The following is an 18,552-nucleotide window of genomic DNA, read 5'->3' on the forward strand; positions in this document are numbered from 1 at the left end:
ACCAGGGCACGCACCCGGTCGGGCAGCGACACCGGAATCCAGTCACCGGACAACATCACCAGCCGCAACGACCGCAGTGCTGACGGGTCGGGGCCGGGGCGCCGCGCGTGGCTTAGCGTGGTGACGTGGTGGAACGGGTGTTGGTCGTCGACGACGACACGACGGTGCGGGACGTGGTGCGCCGGTACCTCGAACACGCCGGGTACGAGGTCGAGCTCGCCGGTGACGGGGAGCAGGCGCTGCGGCTCATGGCCGCGCACGAGCCGGACATCGTGGTGCTGGACCTGATGTTGCCCGGCATCGACGGCCTGGAGGTGTGCCGGCGGATCCGGGAACGCGGCAGCACGCCGGTCGTGATGCTGACGGCGCTCGGCGAGGAGGAGGACCGCATCGCCGGGCTGCAGATCGGCGCGGACGACTACGTCACGAAGCCGTTCAGCCCGCGCGAGCTCGCGTTGCGGGTGTCGTCGGTGCTGCGGCGGGCGAACAAGGCCTACGAGCCGCGGGTGGTGCGCGACGGGGACCTGGTGCTCGACGTGGCCGCGCACACGGCGACCCTGGACGGCGTGCCGTTGCAGCTGACGACCCGCGAGTTCGACCTGCTGGCGTTCTTCATCGGCAACGCGGGCAAGGCGTTCGGCCGGGCCGAGCTGCTGGAGAAGGTGTGGGGCTGGCAGTTCGGCGACCAGTCGACCGTGACCGTCCACGTGCGACGGTTGCGGGAGAAGATCGAGAAGGACCCCGCGAAACCGGTGCGGCTCGCCACCGTGTGGGGCGTCGGCTACCGGTATGACCGATGTTCGATCGACTGAGCCGCGTCTCGCTGACCACCGCGATGACCGTCATGGTCATCGTGCCGGTGGTGGCGACCATCGGCGGCGTGCTCGCGGTCAGCGGGTTCATGTTCACGCCGATGCTCAACGCGGCGCTCATGGCGTGCACGGTGGTCAGCGTGATCACCGTGCCGTTCTCGATCATGCTGGGCCGGGCGATCGCGCGGCGGACCATGTGGGAACGCGAGGCGGAGTCGGCGCGGCGGCAGCTGGTGGCGTGGATCAGTCACGACCTGCGCACGCCGTTGGCCGGGATCCGGGCGATGACCGAGGCGCTGGAGGACGGCGTCGTCTCCGAACCGGGCGAGGTCGCCGTCTACGCGAAGCAGATCGCGCAGGAGGCCGACCACCTGTCGAAGCTGGTCGACGACCTGTTCGAGCTGTCCAGGATCACGGCGGGCGCGTTGAACCTGACGATGCACGACGTGCGGCTGGCCGATGTGGTCAGCGACGTGGTGGCCGCCTCGCGGCCCGTTGCCGCGCTCAAGGGCGTCGAGCTGCGCGCGGACGCTCGCGAGTGGCCGGTCGTGCGCGGGGCAGATCCGGAACTGATGCGTGTCGTGCGCAACCTTGTGTCCAATGCCATTCGGCACACGCCGGAAGGCGGCAGGGTCGCCGTCCAGGTCGATGTGGACGGAGGCGAAGCCGTGGTGCGCGTGGACGACGCGTGCGGCGGCATACCCGATGACGTGCTGCCACACGTGTTCGACGTGGGCTTCCGCGGTTCGCCTTCGCGCAATCCCGCGGGCGCCGGACTCGGTCTCGCGATCGCGCGAGGGCTCGTCGACGCGCACCACGGGCGAATCGGTGTCCACAACCACGGTCCTGGCTGCCGCTTCGAAGTCGGACTCCCGCTACGGTGATCGGTATGGAACGCAGCGCGCAGCGCCTTGGCCGCGCTTTGGTCGTGATCGTGGACGACCGGGTGGCGCACGGCGAGCAGGACGACAACTCCGGCCCTCTCGTCACCGAACTGCTCGAAGAAGCGGGCTTCATCGTGGACGGCACCGTCGCGGTCGAGGGTGAGGTGGTCGACATCCGGGCCGCGCTCAACACGGCCGTCATCGGCGGCGTCGACCTCGTGGTCACCGTGGGCGGCACAGGCGTGTCGCCGCGCGACGTCACCCCCGACGCCACGCAGGGCGTGCTGGACCGCCCGATCCACGGCATCGCCGAGGCACTCCGCGCCTCCGGCCTCGCCGCGGGCGCGGTCGACGCGGGCATCTCGCGCGGTCTCGTGGGCGTCTCCGGCAGCACGCTCGTCGTGAACCTCGCGGGCTCGCGCTCGGCGGTCCGCGACGGCATGGCGACCCTGTCCTCGCTGGTGCCGTACGTCATCGAGCAGTTGAGTGGTCTTGACGAAGAGTGATTCTCCCCAGCCGGCCGACGACGACGCGGTGAAGCGTCGTCGCCGGCTGGCTGAGGTGTTCGGTGATGTCCTGCCGGAGACGACGTCGGACGAGCGCGGCGGAGGGCCGGAGGCCGACCGCGAGGCCTGGTACCGCGAGAACCGGCCGCCGCACCACGGCGGGTAGCGAGCGCCGCGAGCCGAGCCAGGAGAAGGCGCGCGGCAGATGCGCGCCTCGTCCCGGTGGGGGTGGGCTCGGTTTTCAGACCTTCGGGTTGCGCACGTCGGTCGACTGCACGACCGTCTGGTGGTTCTGCTGCGCGGCCAGCAGGTCGCGGATCTCCTTGAGCAGTTCGACGTCGGTCGGCTCCGACGGACCGGGCTCCTCGCCCTTCTTGCGGCGTTCCTTGATCTTGTTCATCGGCAGCACGAAGACGAAGTAGACGACGGCCGCGACGATCAAGAAGTTGATGCACGCGGTGATCAGCGCGCCAAAGTCCATGATCGTCTTATCGCTCTTGCCGAGCTGGACCGAGAGTCCGTTCACGTTGTTGCCGCCGAACAGGGCGACCAGCGGGTTGATGATGTTCGCGGTGAACGCGGTGACGATCGCTCCGAACGCGGCGCCGATGACCACGGCGACAGCCAGGTCGATGACGTTTCCGCGCATCAGGAAGTCCTTGAATCCCTTCAGCATCAGCGGAGAGTAACGGCTAACGCATGATCCAGTGACATCGCGGCCACTCGAGTTGCATTAAGTCTCGGCAACGTGAGCACAACGACTTGTCCTCGCGTCTCGCGCACGGATGCGTTCTCGGCCAGCACCTCCGCCGACGCCGACACCACATCGACCCGGTCGCCCGTCCGCACCACGTCGGCCAGGCCCTGGTCAGCCACCTTCACGGCCACCGAGGCGAGATCTCCGGGTGTGGCGGCGAGATCGAAGTCCGTCAGCGGGACACCCGCTCGCGCCGGACCGCTCAGCTCCCGGCCCACCACGGCGTCGACCCGTGCGAACGAACCGGAAACCGGACCGGAGAAGGACGCCAGGCGGACGTCGGAAGCTGTCAGCGGTACACCAGCCGGTAGATCACGCGAGGCGACGACAGCCGGATGGCCCACGTCGGGCCAGAAGGCCGTCAACACCGCCAGCAACGCGAGGCCCAGCGCCAGGAACCGCCGCCACGCAACGGAAGGGCGGCGGCGCGCCAGCGAGCGGATCCGATCGAGGAACGTGCTGGAAAGAGTCATGCCCCCGACGTTAGGGCCGTCGGGGGCATCGCCAACCGGGCTCAGGCCCAAGTTGTGGACAACTCGCGATCTTCAGGACGCGGCGGCCGCCGGGGCGCTCGTCGCGGGCTTCGAGTCCGAGGACGACTTCTTCTCCGAAGACGTGGAGGTCGTGGACGAAGTGGTCGACGACGTGCTCTTGGACGAGCCCGAGCGGCTGTCCGTGCGGTAGAAACCGCTGCCCTTGAAGACGACACCGACGGCGCCGAAGAGCTTGCGCAGCTTGCCCGAGCACTCCGGGCACTCGGTGAGGGAGGCGTCGCTGAACGACTGCACCGCCTCGAACCGGTGCTCACACGCGGTGCAGGCGTACTGGTACGTAGGCACTGGGTTCGCTCCTAGATCTGGCACTCGACCGTTGTGAGTGCCAACACGATTTTGCGTCAGGAACTTCCCGGAGCGCAAACACCCCAGGCCAACGTCACAGCCATCGCAGGCCCACCGAGGGGGTCAGCACGCCGTTCATCCGCACGTCGTGCGGCTCCGCGGGCACCTCGGCGAGCACCTCGCAGTCCCGGACCACAGCCACCAAAGGTGCGTTGACCAGCGGCAACGACCTGTCGTAGTGCCCCTTGCCCTTGCCGAGCCGGATCCCGGCCACCGACACGGCCAGCGCGGGCACGAGCACCAGCGAAGCTCCAGCGATCGCCGAGGGACCGAGCCGCGGCCCGGTGGGCTCCAGCAGCCGCAACGCGGCGGGAGCCAGCCCGTCCGGTCCCGTGTGGACGGCCCAGTCGAGCGGCGCGTCGCCCGTCACGATCGGTAGCAGCACCCGGCACTTCAGGCCGTCCAGCCACGACGCGTCACCGGGCTCCGACCCCACGGGCAGGAACGCGCACACGGTCTGATCAGGGCGAACGGCGAGCGCTGCCACGTGCGCCGCCAGCGCCGCGGCCTCGGCGGCCCGGACCTCGGCGGACAGCGACCGGCGGGCGGCCAGCAACCGTGAACGCAGGGTGGCCTTCCGGTCACGAAGATCGGACGTCATGGTGGGTATCCCTCGGCATGTCGTTAGCATCGCTGCCCATGAGCAGCGCCTTCCACACCGCCATCGTGCCCGCGGCCGGCCTGGGCACCCGTTTCCTCCCCACGACCAAGGCCGTGCCGAAGGAGTTGCTGCCCCTGGTCGACACCCCGGCCATCGAGTACGTGGCCAGGGAGGCGGCCGAGGCCGGCGCGTCCAAGCTGGTCATCGTCACGTCGCCGGAGAAGGCGTCGGTCGCGAACTACTTCGACGCGAACCCGGAGCTGGAGCAGACGCTGGCGGCGCGCGGCAAGGCCGACCTCGTCGAGAAGATCCAGCGCGCCCCCCAGCTGATCAAGGCCGAGACCGCCATCCAGGAGCAGGCGCTCGGCCTCGGTCACGCCGTCGGCTGCGCGGAAGGCAACCTGACGGGCGAGGACGAGGCCGTCGCGGTGCTGCTGCCGGACGACATCATCCTGCCCACCGACGCCCTCAAGAAGATGGCGGAGGTCCGGCAGGAGAAGGGCGGCAGCGTCCTGCTGGCGTTCGACATCCCGCGCGAGCAGATCTCCGCGTACGGCGTGTTCGACGTCCGCGACACCGGGAACGACGACGTCAAGCAGGTCGTCGGCATGGTGGAGAAGCCGAAGCCGGAGGAGGCGCCGTCGACGTTCGCCGCGGCCGGCCGCTACCTGCTCGACCGGGCGATCTTCGACGCGTTGAAGCGCATCACGCCTGGTGCGGGCGGTGAACTGCAGCTCACCGACGCCATCGCGCTGCTGATCGCGGAGGGGCACCCCGTGCACGTCGTCGTGCACCGCGGCGGGCGACACGATCTCGGCAATCCCGCCGGATTCCTGCGCGCTGCGGTTGACTTCGCACTCAAGACCCCGGAGTACGGGCCCGATCTGCGCGAGTGGTTGCGGGAACGCCTCGACAACTCCTGATCAACACCTTCTGGGCGCGAGGACCAACACATGAGGTCAGTGGACGAGCAGCTCGCTCGGGTGATCGCGGCCGCGGTGCGGCCCGCGCCCGTGCGGGTGGCGATCTCGGAGTCGCAGGGCCTGCTCTGCGCGGAGGAGGTCGTCGCGGAACGCGCGTTGCCCGGCTTCGACCAGGCCGCGGTGGACGGCTACGCGGTGCGCAGCGTCGACGTGTCCGGCGCGAACGCGAACCCCGTGCAGCTGCCGGTCGTGGGCGAGATCCCGGCGGGCTCACGGCAGCCGCGCCGGCTCCAGCCCGGTCAGGCGGTGCGGGTGGCGACCGGCGCGCCGCTGCCCACGCTGGCCGACGCGGTCGTGCCGCTCGGCTACACCGACGGCCACCACGCGAAGGTGACGGTCAACCGCAGCGTGCCGTCCGCCGGGTTCGTCCGCCGCACCGGTGAGGACGTGCAGACCGGTGACGTCGCCGTGCGCCGCAGCGCGTCCATCGGTGCTGCTCAGGTGGGTCTTCTCGCCGCCGTCGGCCGCAACAAGGTGCTCGTCCACCCGCGCCCTCGGGTGTCCGTGATCTCGCTCGGCGAGGAGCTCGTCGACGTCGACCGCACGCCCGGTCAGGGCCAGGTCTACGACGTGAACTCGTACGCGCTGGCCGCCGCCGCGCGGGACGCGGGAGCCGAGGTCAGCCGGGTCGGCATCATGTCCGCCGACCCGCGCCGGCTGCGCGAGGTCGTCGAGGGACGGCTGCTGCTGTCCGAGATCGTCGTCATCGCCGGTGGCGTGGGCGGCGCGATCGGCGACGAGGTCAAGGCCGCACTGGCGGACCTCGGCGACATGGACGTCACCCGCATCGCCATGCACCCCGGCTCCGCCCAGGGCTTCGGGCGGCTCGGCCCGGACGCCGTGCCGACGTTCCTGCTGCCCGCTAACCCGATGAGCGCGCTCGTGGTGTTCGAGGTGCTGGTCAGGCCGCTGATCAGGGCCGCGCTGGGCAAGAAGAACCCGTACCGCCGGGCGGTCAGCGCACGGCTGCTGTCGCCGCTCCAGTCGACCAAGGGCCGCCGCGGCTTCCTGCGCGGTCAGCTGCTGCGCGACGCGGACAACGGCGAGTACCTGGTGCAACCGCTCGGCACGTCCGGCGCGCACCTGCTCGCGTCACTGGCGGAGGCCAACTGCCTGATCATGGTCGACGAGGACGTCACCGACGTCTCCGTCGGCGAAGAGGTCCTGGTCAGCTTCCTGGCGCAACGTGGATGAGCGTCTTCGCGGATCTCGGCAGACACCCCGGCTGGCCCGCCCGCCTGGGGCCTCTCCAGGTGCGCGCGGGAACCGTCGAGCTGCGCGGACCCCACCTCTTCGACGGCGCCAGGTGGTCGCGGCTGCGTCTGCGCGACCGTGACTACCTGGAGCAGTGGGAGCCGACCGCGCAGGAGGGCTGGGAGGAGCGCAACGCGACGCTGTCCTGGCCCGCCCAGTGGTCCTCGCTGCGCGCCATGGCCCGGCGTGGCTCCACGCTGCCGTTCATGATCCTCGTGGACGGTGAGGTCGCCGGTCAGATCACCGTCGGCAACATCGTGCGCGGCTCGCTGCTGTCCGCCTGGATCGGCTACTGGGTGGCCGCCGACCGTGCGGGTGGCGGGGTCGCGACGGCCGCAGTGGCGTTGCTCACCGATCACGCCTTCCGCGACGCCGGTCTGCACCGGCTCGAAGCGACGGTCCGTCCCGAGAACGCCGCCTCACTCCGCGTGCTCGCCAAGTCCGGCTACCGCGAGGAAGGCCTCTTCAAGCGTTATCTGGATGTTGCCGGCCAGTGGCGCGACCACCTCTGCTTCGCGCTCACGGTCGAAGAGGTCCCGGATGGCCTAGTGCGCCGTTTGGTTGCACGCGGAGAGGCCCGTCTTCCCTGACGATTGCTTCCGTTCGTCCTAATCACTTCACCCAAAAGTGGGTGATACACCACACTTTGGTACGTACCGCGCTCGGCGAGCCTCCGACACAGGTGTGACTGTTGTGACTAGCGTGGTGACAGCACCACGCGTGGGCCGGGGGAGGTGAACGGGGAATGCCGAGTTCGCTGATCATCGTTGCGCTGGTCGTGGCGTGGCTGGTGGTCCTCGTCCCCATGTTGGCCCGCAAGCGCCAGGAGAGTGCGCGCAGCGTGGGGGAGGAGTACGACGCCATGCCCGACGCCGAGTACGACGACATCCACGACATCGACGACGACTACTTCGACGAGGAGGAGTACGTCGAGCGCCCGTTCCGGCGCGGCCGCGGTGGCTACGACCCCGAGACCGCGGCCCTCGTGGCGCAGGCCAAGTACGCGTTCCGCCGCAGAGTGGTGGCGTTCCTGCTGGTCGCCGCCATCGTCACGGGAGTCGTGGCCGGCGTGTTCTACACCCCGCTCTGGTACGGCCACGCCGGAATCGACCTCCTGCTCGTGGGCTACCTGACCTACCTGCGCAGGCAGGTGCGGATCGAGGAGGAGATCCGCGCCCGCCGGCTCGCCCGCCTGCAGCAGGTGCGCCGCCGCCGCGCGACGGGTCCTCAGCAGCAGGAAGCCCCGGCTCCCGCTCCCGAGCCGGTGCAGGCCGCCGTGGAGGAGGCCGAGACCACCCAGGTCGAGGTCGTCGAGGACAAGCCGGCGCTGCCGCCGTTGCCGCGCTACGAACACCATGTGCGTCCGGGCACGATTCCGGTCGACTCCGACGACGAAGATCCGGTGTTCGTCGAGTTAGAGGGACTGGAGTCGCTGCGGTACCGGGGTGCTGTCGGGGCTTAGGAGGGGGTGGTGAAAACACCCCTCCAACCCCTGCTATAGTTCTTCACGTAACACCGCAAGGGGCTGTAGCACAGTTGGTAGCGCGTCTCGTTCGCATCGAGAAGGTCAGGGGTTCGATTCCCCTCAGCTCCACAAGTGGAAGGCGAGTGCTCGCACAGAGCGCTCGCCTTTCTTGTTGCGCTGGTGTTTTCTGGGGGCCGAGCCCCCAGACCCCAGCCGGGGGCAAGCCCCCGGACCCCCGTAGGTTGCCCAGTGGGGCTTCAGGTCCATTTGAGCCGTGTCCGCAGTAGGCGCAGATCCTCTTGGCCCAAAATGTTTTCTGCAGGCGAGCCCCCACAAGGCTGGATCCCGGCGAGCGCCAGTACTGGGACGGCTTCGTCCACAAGGGCGCGATCGGGCGCACCGTGCGTCTCGCACAACCCTTCTGACGGTGAAGTCCACATTGGACGATCTCATCCCCGTGCCGGTGGGGTGATCATGTTCGAGCACGACACGGTGGTGTACTCGCCCTTGGCCGTGTTGTTGGCGACGACGTGGCCGTCGACCGTGATGGTGCACGAGATCGACTCGCCCTGGCCGTTGGTCGCCATGACCTGCGCCACGGCGAGACCGGGCCCCGCTGGGATGGTCAGTTCCTTGCGCCACGGCAGGCCGACGGCCTCGGCCTTCTCGACGCTGTTCGTCCCCTCGCCGGCGAACCTGATCTCGGGTGCCCTGCCGCCTGGGCCGGTGACCTCGTAGACGATCGTGTGGGTGGTCGGAACGGGTGCGGCGTCGTTGTCGGTGAGGCTCAGGACACCCGCCGCGACGACCACGGCCGCGGTGAGGCCGGCTGCCGCGGCCCACCAGGCTCGCCGGTGGCCTCGGCCGGTGGGAGGCGCCGGCGGGCCGGCTTTGCGGGTGTTCGTGGCTGACGGCATATCCCACCACTCTCTCTTGTCGGGGGATTCGGGTATTGCTGCGGCGGGTGTCGGTACGACGGGTCATGGTGGCAGCCTTGCGGATGTTTTGGCCAGGTCCATTCGGGGAACAAGTTTCTTGGCCCCGCGTTGTCGAATGACTTCGAAACTGTCGGGTGTCAACTTTGAAAAGCAAATGCCTGTCGCTTGTCAAGCAGGTTGGAGACTCGCTGACGGGTAAGTTGACCTGCGGATATGTGTTCCCGGGTGTGCTGGTTGCGATGTCGTGCATGCGGTGGCACGGAATATCTCGTTAGGTCTTTGTCACATCACGGGATGGTCGCGAGTGCGACCCAGTTGACGGACCGTTAACGTTCGGGTAATTCCTTCGACATTGGCTGCACGACCATTTAGGTGTCTTCACGTGGCGGCGGCGCTGTTGGACGCTAATGCGGAGAAACGAAACCCTCGACGGGGGTTTGTTTGTCATGCGTGGAGTTTTCTGATGTGCCGCAACAGGTGTCAGAAGGGAAATCGATGCGCTCTCCACACCTATCACGCATGTTCTCGCCTGGAAGGAGACGGCGCGGGACACGAGTGCTCGCGTTCGGCTCCGCGTTGTTGCTCGCCCTGACCGCGATCGGGTTGAACACGCCGGCGGCCACCGCGGCCACGTTCTCGGTGTCGCTGCAGAACCTGCAGTACAACCCGGCGACTTTGAACGTGAACGTCGGTGACACCGTCAGGTGGACCAACAACGAGACCAACGGTGTCACGCACAGCGTGACCGGCGGTCCGCTGTCCTCGGACGTGAACCCCGGCGAGTCCTACTCGTTCACCTTCACCTCGGCCGGCACCGTCAACTACCACTGCCGTTTCCACCCGGACATGCTCGGGTCGATCGTGGTCGGGGGCGCGCCGCCCACGACCACCACGGGACCGACGACCACCACCACGGCGCCGACGACCACGACGGCGCCCACGACCACCACGACCACGAGTTCCAACACGCCCGCCCCGACGACGACCACCGGTTCGGGTGGACTTCCGGTCGGTGGTGGGCCTGTGCCGGTGTCGTTCCACCTCACCGACAACCAGGGCTCCTGGTACGACACGAACCTGAACCTGTTCGGCACGAGGTCGCTCGCCGTGGCCGAACTGCCGCGGGTGAAGACCGGCGGGCTCATCCCCGGCGTGCCGCTGGACGGCCTTCCGCTGCTGGGCAACGGAGCTCTGCTCGGTGAGGCCGCGAGCAACCTGCTCAACGGTGACCTGTCGCGGTTGACGCAGCTGCCGCTCAACGGCACACCGCTGATCCAGAGCCTCGGCGTGGACCCGGAGAAGCTGCTCGGGCTGGACAAGCTGCGCACCGCGATCGGCAAGGTCATGTCGCCGCTCGACCTGCGGGCGATCAAGGCGAACACCCTGATCACCCAGCTGTCCCAGCAGATGGCGGCCCGCCCGGCCAACACGAAGACCGCGCTGACCGACCTGCCGGTCGGCGTGGAGCTGATGAAGGTGCTGGCCGACATCCAGAAGTACGTGCAGACCGCCACGATCAGCCTGCCCGTGACGGTGAACTTCGACATCTCGAGCCCGAACGCGCAGTCGGCGCACACGATCACGAACCTGATCTGGCCGGAGGGGGCGCAGGGCTTCCCGTTCGACCAGCCGGGCGCCTTCGTCGGCAGCACGACCGTGCAGCTGACCGAACCCGGCCTCTACGCGTTCGTCTGCAAGATCCACCCCTACATGCTCGGCGCGGTCGTCGTGGACGACCCGCTCACGCCCGGCCTCGACTTCGGCAAGAAGCTCAAGATCAACAGCCGTGCGCTGAACGTCCCGTCCGACGCCGACATCATCTCGCAGCTGGTGCTGAAGTTCTTCAACATCACCGCGCCGAACAACTGGCAGAAGTTCAGCAACACCGAACAACGGACGTGGAACCCGACGTACCCGCCCGCGCCGATCCTGATGTACGACTCGAACGGAACGCCGCAGCTCGTCCCGTTGCTGGACGCCTACTTCAAGAACAAGTTCGGCCTGCCGAAAACCCTGCCGGCGCTCAACCAGCGGCCGGGAACACCCGGCGTGGGCGAGGTGTGGATCGACACCGAGCTCGAGAAGACGGCGGGCAAGGCCAAGTCCGGCACCGCGACGAAGGTCGACGTCTCCGCCTGGAAGGTCGACCGGAAGGTGGCGTTGCCCGAGGTCAACATGAACAACCCGCACAACATGTGGACCGACAAGGACGAGCGGTACATCTACCAAACCGAGTGGTTCGGCAACAAGCTCGACGTCTTCGAGCGGGCGACCGGCAGGTTCGTCCGGCAGATCGAGGTCGGGCCCGACCCGTCGCACGTGATGACGAGAACGGACACCGACCAGCTGCACGTCGCGATCAACGGTGGCGCGTCGGTGGTCGAGCTCTCGCCGGGCGGCACGAAGATCGATCGGCGCATCCCGGTGCAGGGGCCGGGTGAGAAGGTCGCGCACCCGCACGCCCACTGGATGACCGGCGACGGCACGACCATGGTCACGCCGAACGTCAACACCTACGACTCCACCGTCGTGGACATCGCGACCGGCAACATCCGCAAGGAGGCGACCGGTGAGCTGCCGATCGCCACGGGCATCACGCCCGACGGCGCCAAGGCGTACGAGGCCAACTTCATGGGCGGGACGGTGTCCTGCATCTCGCTCAAGGCCGACGCGTGCAAGGACGGCGGCGCCACCGTGCACAACAAGCAGATCGACCTGTGGCACAACTACGACCCGGTGGCCGGTGACCACGGCTCGTTCGGCGGTCTGCCGATCCAGCTGCCGGTGAGCCCGGACGGCAACGCGCTGTTGGTGGCCAACACGTTGACGTCGAACATCACCGTCATCAACCCGAAGACCGACGAGATCGTGAAGTGGTTGCCGTGCGACTCCGGTTGCCACGGCATCAACTACGGCGCGAAGAAGGGCGGCGGCTACTACGCCTACGTCTCCAGCAAGTTCGCCAACACGCTCGCGATCGTCGACATCGACCCGAACGGCGACGGTGATCCGTCCGATGCCGCCGTGGTCGGGAAGATGGTGCTCGACGCGACGTCCGCCACCGCGTCGGACGACCAGGTCGTCGACCACGTGGGGATGGGCGGTATGGGCGTGCTCGCCGTGCCGCTCGTCTACAACGGCTGGGTGCAGAGGGTGCCCAGCAATCCGGTGAACGACCAGCTGACCTGTCGTCAGCGGCACCCGCTCACCTTCGCCACTGATTGCTGACACCACCCCCCACCGCGGGGCGGGAAGCCGTTCGAGGACGGCTTCCCGGCCCGCGGCTTCCCCAGCGGGAGGCGACTCATGTCCACAGATTCGGTTAGACAGCGCAAATTCCTGCCGGTGCTGACGGTTCTGCTGTCCGTCCTGATCGCCCTTGCGGCGGGGATGACGGCGTCGAGCGTCCTGAGGAAGTCCGTTGTGGATCCGGTACGGCCGGCCGCGGCGAGCGACGACCTCGGCGACGGGACCAACCTGGCCCCGTACGAGGTGGTCGGCGGGGTCAAGGTGTTCCGCCTGCGCGCGGCGCCCCTGTCGTGGGAGGTCTCGCCCGGCAACGTCCGGCAGGCCTTCGCCTACAACGGAACCGTGCCCGGTCCGGTCATCCGGGTCAACGAGGGCGACACGGTGCGCTTCATCGTCCAGAACGACCTGCCGGAGAGCACCTCGCTGCACTGGCACGGCATGGACCTGCCCAACGACCAGGACGGCGTGCCCGGCCTCACCCAGCCCGAGATCGAGCCGGGCCAGAGCTACACCTACGAGTGGAAGGCGATCAGCACCGGAACTCATTGGTACCACTCGCACATGCACGGCGACCAGGAGGGCAAGGGGCTCTACGGCTCGCTGGAGGTGGTGCCCAGGCTCGGTGACATCTCCGCCGCCCGCGACTACCGGCTGATCATCGGCGACGGCCCGCTCGGGTTCGTGTTCAACGGCAAGAGCTTCCCCGCCACCGTGCCGCTGCGGGCGCGCGTGGGTGAGCGGGTGCGGATCCGGTTGATCGGTTCCGGCCCGGAGATGATCCACCCCATCCACCTGCACGGCGGGTACTTCGAACTGGTCGCGCAGGACGGCAGACGGTTACCGCTGCCGCAGCAGATGGACACCTTGCTCGTCGGTGTCGGCCAGACCTACGACATCGTCTGGACCCCGACCAGGGTGGGCAAGTGGATGATCCACTGCCACATCTTCTCCCACTCCGAGACCCACACCGGGATGGCCGGGCTGGTGTCCATCTTCAACGTCGACCCGCCCGCGGTCGGCCTGCCGCTCCCGCTGGGCGGCTGACCCGTGCCGAGCACCTACGACAGCGACGAATCTCCTACTGCGGAAGGAAAATCGATGTCCCGGCCCAGCACCGTGCTCGTCGCCCTGGCGGCGTTCCTCGTCATCCTGTTCCCGTCGACCGCGTCGGCGCACGTCACCGTCTCACCGGGCACCGCGGAACCGGGCGGCTACGCCAGGGTGGTGTTCCGGGTGCCGAACGAGCGCGCGGACGCCTCGACGACGCGGCTGGAGGTGAGCTTCCCCGCCGACCACCGGTTCGCTTCGGTGTCCGTGCAACCGGTTCCCGGCTGGACGGCGACCACGCGGACGGAGAAGGCGGACGGGGCCGCCCAGTCGGACGAGGACTCCTCCGGCCAGGTCGTGACGGGCATCGTCTGGGAGGGCGGGACCGTCCAACCAGGACAGTTCCAGGAGTTCGGCGTCTCGATGGGGAGGTTGCCGACGACGAACACCAAGCTGGTGTTCAAGGCCGTGCAGACCTACTCCAGCGGTGAGGTGGTCAGGTGGATCGACGTCCAGACCGACGGCGGCCCCCGGCCTGAGCACCCGGCTCCGACGTTGTCGGTGGCCGCACCGCCGGTCGCCGCCGCACCCGTCACGCCCGCCGCGGGAACCGACCCGCTGGGGCGGGTGCTCGGCGGGGCCGGGCTGCTGGCCGGTCTGGTCGCGCTCGGGGTGGCGGTGACCGCGCGGCGGCGGCCGTTCGCACCGGCGGACGGCGTTGCCGCGCAAGAGGAACCTGCCGCGAACGAGCCGGCACGGGTCTGAGAGCCAGCGAGGTCGACGGCACTTCGCCCGCCGTCGACCTCGCGCCTGCCACGTCGTCCCGGTGAGAGGAAGAGCGGTGAACAACTTCGCGCGCGTGTGCATCGCGTTCGTCCTGGCGTTGCTGCCGGTGCTGGGCGTTCAGGGCGTCGCGGGAGCGCACGCCGTCGTCATCTCGACCAGTCCCGCGGGCTGGGCGGTGCTCGGCACGTCGCCCGCCGAGGTGTCGCTGACCTTCAGCGAGCCGGTGGAGCTCGGGCTGGCGGCCGTGCGGGTGCTCGGGCCGGCCGGTGACACGATCACCACCGCCGCCCCGGCGCACGCCGAGGGCAGGCCGGAAGTTCTCGTGATCTCCGTGCCGAGGGCGCTGTCCGACGGGACCTACACGGTGAACTGGCAGGTGACGTCCGCCGACACCCATCCGGTGCACGGCGCCTTCGTGTTCAGCGTGGGACAACCGTCGACGTCGGCGGCGCTGCCGGCACCGGTCCAGACGCACACCGCGACCGACGCGGCCGTGACGGTGTCGTACGGGCTGGCGCGGTGGTTGTCCTTCGCCGGGCTGGCGCTGCTGGCCGGAGCGGCGTTCTTCGTCGTGTGGTGCCAGAACGGTCCTGCGGCCGGCCGCCGGGTCCGCCTACTGCTGTCGGGCGGGTGGGGGACCGTGCTGGTGGCCACGGTGCTGGTGCTGCTGCTGTACGGGCCTTATGCCACGGGCCGGTCGCTCACCGCCGCGGTCGACCTGTCGCTGGTTTCGAGCACGGCGAGCACACGACTGGGCGTGGCGATGCTGGCGCGCCTGCTGCTGCTCGGGCTGATGGGCCTCGCCCTGCTGAGGTTCCTGCGCCGCGCCGGTGACGGCGAGGCCACCGATCTCCAGCGCCGGCGCCGAGGCGTGGTGGTGCTGGCGGCGACCTGCGTGCTCGCCCTCACCTGGAGTACCGCCTCGCACAGCGGAGCCGGGGACCTGGCCGGACTGGCTCTGGTGGCCGACACGGCCCATCTCACCGCGATGGCCGTGTGGCTGGGCGGCCTCGTCGTGGTCGGTGCCGTCGTGAGGTCCGCCGACGCGTTGGCGATGCGCGTGGCGGTGCCGCGCTTCTCCCGGGTGGCGCTGGTGTCGGTCCTCGTGCTGGTCGCCACCGGCGTGTTCCAGTCGTGGCGGCTCGTGGGCACCCCGTCGGCCCTGGTCGGCACGTCCTACGGGCGGGTGCTGCTGGGCAAGGTCGCGGTGGCGGCCGTGCTGCTCGGGCTGGGAGCACTGGCGAGGCGCTGGGTCCAGCGCCACTACGGCTTTCCCGTCGTCTCGCCCGCCGACCGGCGCCGGGCGGCGCGTGGTCCCGGTGATCGTCAGGTGCGGCGCTTCGGGGCCGTCGTCGCCGCCGAGGCGGCCATCGCGGCCCTCGTGCTGGGGCTCACGGCGGTCCTGGTCGGCACCAGCTCCGCCGCGGCGGAACTGGCCGAGCGGAAACCGCCGGCCGAGGTGGCGCAGCCCGTGCCCGGCGAGCCCGTCATCGCGGACTTCGACACCGGTGGTGCGGCCGGACGCGGCAAGATCGCGGTCGTCGTCGCGCCCGGCGCGTCACGGGGCAACGAGGTCCACCTGGCGGTGCTGGACGAGCGCGGGCGCCCGAAGGACGTCGCCGAGGTGGGGGCGACGCTGAGTCATCCCGAGCGGTCACCGGGGCCGTTGACCGTGCCGTTGCGTTACAGCGGTTTGCCGGGACATTACATCTCAGATGCGCTCTCCTTGCCCGTATCCGGGCGTTGGGAGATGTCGTTGAAAATTCGCACATCTGATGTCGATGAAGCCATTGTGCATGTCTCCGTGGGCATTCCCTGAACCGCGCGAGCGGTGATGACCCGCAGAACGGATGGTGACGGCATGTATCCCCACGACGCCCGGAAGGTATCTCCCGACGTGCTGGAAGCCCTGCGCCGGCGCGCCGTCGCCGCGGTCGAGTCGGGCGTTTCCCGCGCGGAGGTCGCACGAATGCTCGGCGTGTCCCGGCAGACGATCAGCGTCTGGCACCGCGAATACCGCAGCAGGGGCGAGGAAGCGCTGCGGAGCAGGCGGCGGGGGAGACAGCGCGGTGAACAGCTCGCCCTGTCGTACGCGCAACAGCTGTGGACGATCAGGACCGTGACGACCTGCGGACCGGACGAGGTCGGGCTGAGCTACTGGCTGTGGACGAACCAGGCGCTCGCGGAACTGGTCAACAACAGGTTCCGGATCCCCCTCTCGGCCACGACGGTGCGCAACTACCTCATCCGGTGGGGCGTGCTCCCCGAGTCCGTCCTCGCCAACCGGCCTGGCGGAGGTCAGACGGATCAGGGGGGCGCTGTGGCGGTGAACGGGGAAACGCTGTGGATGCACAGCGCGCCCTTCCACTGGCTGACCGGTCCGCAACTGCATTCGGACGGCGCGTCGGCCTGCTCGGAGACCGATGGTCACGGGAGTGCCATGTTGTACGCCGTGTCCGCCCGCGGCACAGTGTTGTTCCTCTGCTCGCACGACCCGTTCGACGGCGTCCGGTTGACGGAGTTCTTTGCCAGACTGCAGCGCCAGCGCGGTCGCCGGCTCAACATCGTGCAGGGCTGGCGACCGACCCGCCGGGCCGACGCCCTCACCACGTGGATCGGGCAGCGGGCCGGTGAGGTGTCGGTGCGGTTCGCGGTCGAAGACGTGTCGTTTCCGGCTCCCCGCAGCGGGGACAGCCGTTGACGATTCCGCCGGGTGGCGTGGTTCGGACGGGCGGACGCGGTTCGATCCGAAGTGGACCGTTTGGTCGAATGTGTTCTCCTGCAACGGTTCCAGGCTGTGTTGCGGTTGATGCACGGCCCTTGTCAAGGTCGCGTCCGTGCGGTTGCATCTGCCGCTGTGACCACAAGGCTGAGTGTCGCGAGCGTGCTCGCGCTGATGGCGTCGATCCTGGTCGGCACGCAACCCGCCGAGGCCGCGACAGGACTGCGGGTCAGCGGCACGCGGGTGGTCGAGGCGAACGGGAGCGCCTTCGTCATGCGGGGCGTGAACCACCCGCACGTCTGGTTCCAGGGCCAGACCCGCGCGTTCGCGGACATCAAGTCCCTCGGTGCCAACACCGTTCGCGTGGTGCTGGGCACGGGCAAGCGGTGGGGGCCGAGCTCGGCGGCCGACGTCGCAGGCGTCATCGCGCTGTGCAAGCAGAACCGGTTGATCTGCGTGCTGGAGGCCCACGACACCACCGGATGGGGTGATCAGCTCGGAGCCGCCACCCTGGACGACGCGGCGAACTACTGGATCGGCCTCGCCGATGTGCTCAAGGGCCAGGAGAACTACGTCGTGGTCAACCTGGGCAACGAGCCGTTCGGCAGCAACCTGCTGGTGAGCTGGGCGTGGACGAACGCGACGAAGAACGCGGTCAAGCGGTTGCGCGGAGCCGGGTTGCAGCACCTGCTGATGGTGGACGCGCCGATGTGGGGCCAGGACTGGCTGAACATCATGCGCGACAACGCCGCCTCGGTGCTCAACGCCGACCCGCAGCACAACACCTTGTTCTCCGTCCACATGTACGGCGTGTACAACACGGCAGCGAAGATCAACGCGTACTTCGACGCGTTCCGCTCGGCGGGGCTGCCCCTGGTGGTGGGCGAGTTCGGTGACAAGCACAGCGACGGCGACCCGGACGAGGACACGATCATGGCGCAGTCCCAGGCCCGTGGCATCGGCTATCTCGGCTGGTCGTGGAGCGGCAACGGCGGAGGGGTCGAGTACCTCGATCTGGTCCGCTCGTTCAACCCGGCGGACCTCACCCCGTGGGGCGAGCGCTTCTTCAACGGCCCCAACGGAGTGCGGCAGACCGCGAAGCAGGCCACGATCTACGGCTGAAGGCGCCGGTTGTGGTCAACGCGACACCGTCCTGACATGATCGGCGGCCCCACCACCTTCGAAAGGCCGCGCCCATGACCGGTACGCCGGACAGAGTCACCGTCATCCCTCCCGACGTTCTCGCGCAGATGAAGTCGTTCCCGCTGCACGGCGACGAGCGGCTGCAGAACAAGCTGCTGTGGAGGTCGCCCAACGGTGACACGATCGTCGGCCTGATCCAGATGGCGCCGGGGGCTCGCGACGTCGGGCACAACCACCCGTCCGCGACGCAGCACACGTGGGTCATCGACGGCACGGTGAGCATCGGTGGCGTCGAGGCGAGCGCGGGGTCGTACGCGTTCGTGCCGCCGGGCGTCGACCACGAGACCGTCGCGGGCGACGAGCCGGTCACGATGTTCTACATCTACCAGCCCTCGTCGGACCACGACCACGACCACCACTGACAGGTGCCGGCCAGGATCCCTGGCCCGCACCTGTCATTCTGTGAACAACTGAGCACGTACGGTCACATTGGCCCCCGCCATCAT

The 18,552-nt window shown here is 68.9% G+C and carries 20 protein-coding genes and 1 tRNA gene; 16 read left to right on the forward strand and 5 right to left on the reverse strand.

From position 1 onward, the window contains the following. Positions 1 to 125: 125 nt before the first annotated feature. The 4 genes from ABZV40_RS20180 to ABZV40_RS20195 are packed head-to-tail and all read left to right on the forward strand — an operon-like array spanning position 126 to position 2,368. Positions 126 to 812 carry a response regulator transcription factor gene (locus ABZV40_RS20180; RefSeq protein ID WP_355443369.1) on the forward strand — a complete coding sequence of 229 codons (687 nt, stop codon included), beginning with the start codon at positions 126 to 128 and terminating at the stop codon, positions 810 to 812. Then, complete coding sequence (locus ABZV40_RS20185) at positions 797 to 1,696, forward strand: HAMP domain-containing sensor histidine kinase (RefSeq protein ID WP_355443372.1); 900 nt, start codon at positions 797 to 799, stop codon at positions 1,694 to 1,696. The genes ABZV40_RS20180 and ABZV40_RS20185 overlap by 16 nt, the downstream gene beginning before the upstream one ends. Positions 1,697 to 1,701: 5 nt before the next feature. Beyond that, the gene (locus ABZV40_RS20190) at positions 1,702 to 2,202 is read left to right on the forward strand and encodes a molybdenum cofactor biosynthesis protein B (RefSeq protein ID WP_030467661.1); all 501 of its coding nucleotides are present in this window, start codon (positions 1,702 to 1,704) and stop codon (positions 2,200 to 2,202) included. Continuing rightward, the gene (locus ABZV40_RS20195) at positions 2,189 to 2,368 is read left to right on the forward strand and encodes a hypothetical protein (RefSeq protein ID WP_355443779.1); all 180 of its coding nucleotides are present in this window, start codon (positions 2,189 to 2,191) and stop codon (positions 2,366 to 2,368) included. The genes ABZV40_RS20190 and ABZV40_RS20195 overlap by 14 nt, the downstream gene beginning before the upstream one ends. Positions 2,369 to 2,443: 75 nt before the next feature. Here the strand turns inward: ABZV40_RS20195 and mscL are convergent, their stop codons facing one another. The 4 genes from mscL to ABZV40_RS20215 all read right to left on the reverse strand — a co-directional run bounded on the left by mscL (position 2,444) and on the right by ABZV40_RS20215 (position 4,459). Further along, a complete protein-coding gene (gene mscL / locus ABZV40_RS20200) occupies positions 2,444 to 2,878 on the reverse strand; it encodes a large-conductance mechanosensitive channel protein MscL (protein WP_355443375.1) in 435 nt (144 codons plus the stop codon). Next, on the reverse strand, positions 2,878 to 3,432 hold the full coding sequence (locus ABZV40_RS20205; RefSeq protein WP_355443378.1) for an SAF domain-containing protein: 555 nt from the start codon (positions 3,430 to 3,432) through the stop codon (positions 2,878 to 2,880). The genes mscL and ABZV40_RS20205 overlap by 1 nt, the downstream gene beginning before the upstream one ends. A gap of 72 nt (positions 3,433 to 3,504) precedes the next feature. Next, on the reverse strand, positions 3,505 to 3,798 hold the full coding sequence (locus tag ABZV40_RS20210) for an FmdB family zinc ribbon protein (protein ID WP_355443381.1): 294 nt from the start codon (positions 3,796 to 3,798) through the stop codon (positions 3,505 to 3,507). 94 nt (positions 3,799 to 3,892) lie between these two features. Next, positions 3,893 to 4,459 (reverse strand): 5-formyltetrahydrofolate cyclo-ligase, encoded by a 567-nt coding sequence (locus ABZV40_RS20215; RefSeq protein ID WP_355443383.1) that lies wholly within the window; start codon positions 4,457 to 4,459, stop codon positions 3,893 to 3,895. A gap of 38 nt (positions 4,460 to 4,497) precedes the next feature. Between ABZV40_RS20215 and ABZV40_RS20220 the strand changes: the two genes are divergently transcribed. The 5 genes from ABZV40_RS20220 to ABZV40_RS20240 all read left to right on the forward strand — a co-directional run bounded on the left by ABZV40_RS20220 (position 4,498) and on the right by ABZV40_RS20240 (position 8,290). After that, the gene (locus tag ABZV40_RS20220; protein WP_355443386.1) at positions 4,498 to 5,382 is read left to right on the forward strand and encodes a UTP--glucose-1-phosphate uridylyltransferase; all 885 of its coding nucleotides are present in this window, start codon (positions 4,498 to 4,500) and stop codon (positions 5,380 to 5,382) included. Between the two features lie 30 nt (positions 5,383 to 5,412). Beyond that, positions 5,413 to 6,636, forward strand: a complete 1,224-nt coding sequence (glp, locus tag ABZV40_RS20225) for a gephyrin-like molybdotransferase Glp (RefSeq protein ID WP_355443389.1) — start codon at positions 5,413 to 5,415, stop codon at positions 6,634 to 6,636. Continuing rightward, positions 6,633 to 7,286, forward strand: coding sequence for a GNAT family protein (locus ABZV40_RS20230; protein WP_355443392.1), 654 nt, complete (start codon positions 6,633 to 6,635; stop codon positions 7,284 to 7,286). The genes glp and ABZV40_RS20230 overlap by 4 nt, the downstream gene beginning before the upstream one ends. Before the next feature lie 155 nt (positions 7,287 to 7,441). After that, on the forward strand, positions 7,442 to 8,158 hold the full coding sequence (glpR, locus tag ABZV40_RS20235; protein WP_355443396.1) for a gephyrin-like molybdotransferase receptor GlpR: 717 nt from the start codon (positions 7,442 to 7,444) through the stop codon (positions 8,156 to 8,158). Between the two features lie 59 nt (positions 8,159 to 8,217). Next, positions 8,218 to 8,290, forward strand: a tRNA-Ala gene (locus ABZV40_RS20240). Positions 8,291 to 8,610: 320 nt separating this feature from the next. On the opposite strand, the gene ABZV40_RS20245 is transcribed toward ABZV40_RS20240, so the two are convergent. Further along, the gene (locus ABZV40_RS20245) at positions 8,611 to 9,078 is read right to left on the reverse strand and encodes an MmpS family transport accessory protein (protein ID WP_355443399.1); all 468 of its coding nucleotides are present in this window, start codon (positions 9,076 to 9,078) and stop codon (positions 8,611 to 8,613) included. Between the two features lie 576 nt (positions 9,079 to 9,654). On the opposite strand from ABZV40_RS20245, the gene ABZV40_RS20250 reads away from it, so the two are divergent. The 7 genes from ABZV40_RS20250 (at position 9,655) to ABZV40_RS20280 (ending at position 18,468) form a co-directional block, all read left to right on the forward strand. After that, complete coding sequence (locus ABZV40_RS20250; protein WP_355443402.1) at positions 9,655 to 12,327, forward strand: cupredoxin domain-containing protein; 2,673 nt, start codon at positions 9,655 to 9,657, stop codon at positions 12,325 to 12,327. A 117-nt stretch (positions 12,328 to 12,444) separates the two neighbouring features. Continuing rightward, positions 12,445 to 13,392: a multicopper oxidase domain-containing protein gene (locus ABZV40_RS20255; RefSeq protein ID WP_355443406.1), complete on the forward strand. Its 948-nt coding sequence runs from the start codon at positions 12,445 to 12,447 to the stop codon at positions 13,390 to 13,392. A gap of 54 nt (positions 13,393 to 13,446) precedes the next feature. After that, positions 13,447 to 14,160, forward strand: coding sequence for a YcnI family protein (locus ABZV40_RS20260; protein ID WP_355443409.1), 714 nt, complete (start codon positions 13,447 to 13,449; stop codon positions 14,158 to 14,160). Between the two features lie 76 nt (positions 14,161 to 14,236). Then, positions 14,237 to 16,000 (forward strand): copper resistance protein CopC, encoded by a 1,764-nt coding sequence (locus ABZV40_RS20265; protein WP_355443412.1) that lies wholly within the window; start codon positions 14,237 to 14,239, stop codon positions 15,998 to 16,000. Positions 16,001 to 16,042: 42 nt separating this feature from the next. Beyond that, entirely contained in the window at positions 16,043 to 16,882 is an 840-nt protein-coding gene (locus ABZV40_RS20270) for a helix-turn-helix domain-containing protein (RefSeq protein WP_355443414.1), read from the forward strand. 156 nt (positions 16,883 to 17,038) lie between these two features. Beyond that, complete coding sequence (locus ABZV40_RS20275) at positions 17,039 to 18,025, forward strand: glycoside hydrolase family 5 protein (RefSeq protein ID WP_355443417.1); 987 nt, start codon at positions 17,039 to 17,041, stop codon at positions 18,023 to 18,025. A 74-nt stretch (positions 18,026 to 18,099) separates the two neighbouring features. Further along, a complete protein-coding gene (locus tag ABZV40_RS20280; protein ID WP_355443420.1) occupies positions 18,100 to 18,468 on the forward strand; it encodes a cupin domain-containing protein in 369 nt (122 codons plus the stop codon). The last annotated feature ends 84 nt before the right edge of the window (positions 18,469 to 18,552 follow it).

Origin of the sequence: Lentzea sp. NPDC004782, from assembly GCF_040609115.1 — a bacterium.
In the GTDB taxonomy this organism is placed as follows: Bacteria; Actinomycetota; Actinomycetes; order Mycobacteriales; family Pseudonocardiaceae; genus Lentzea.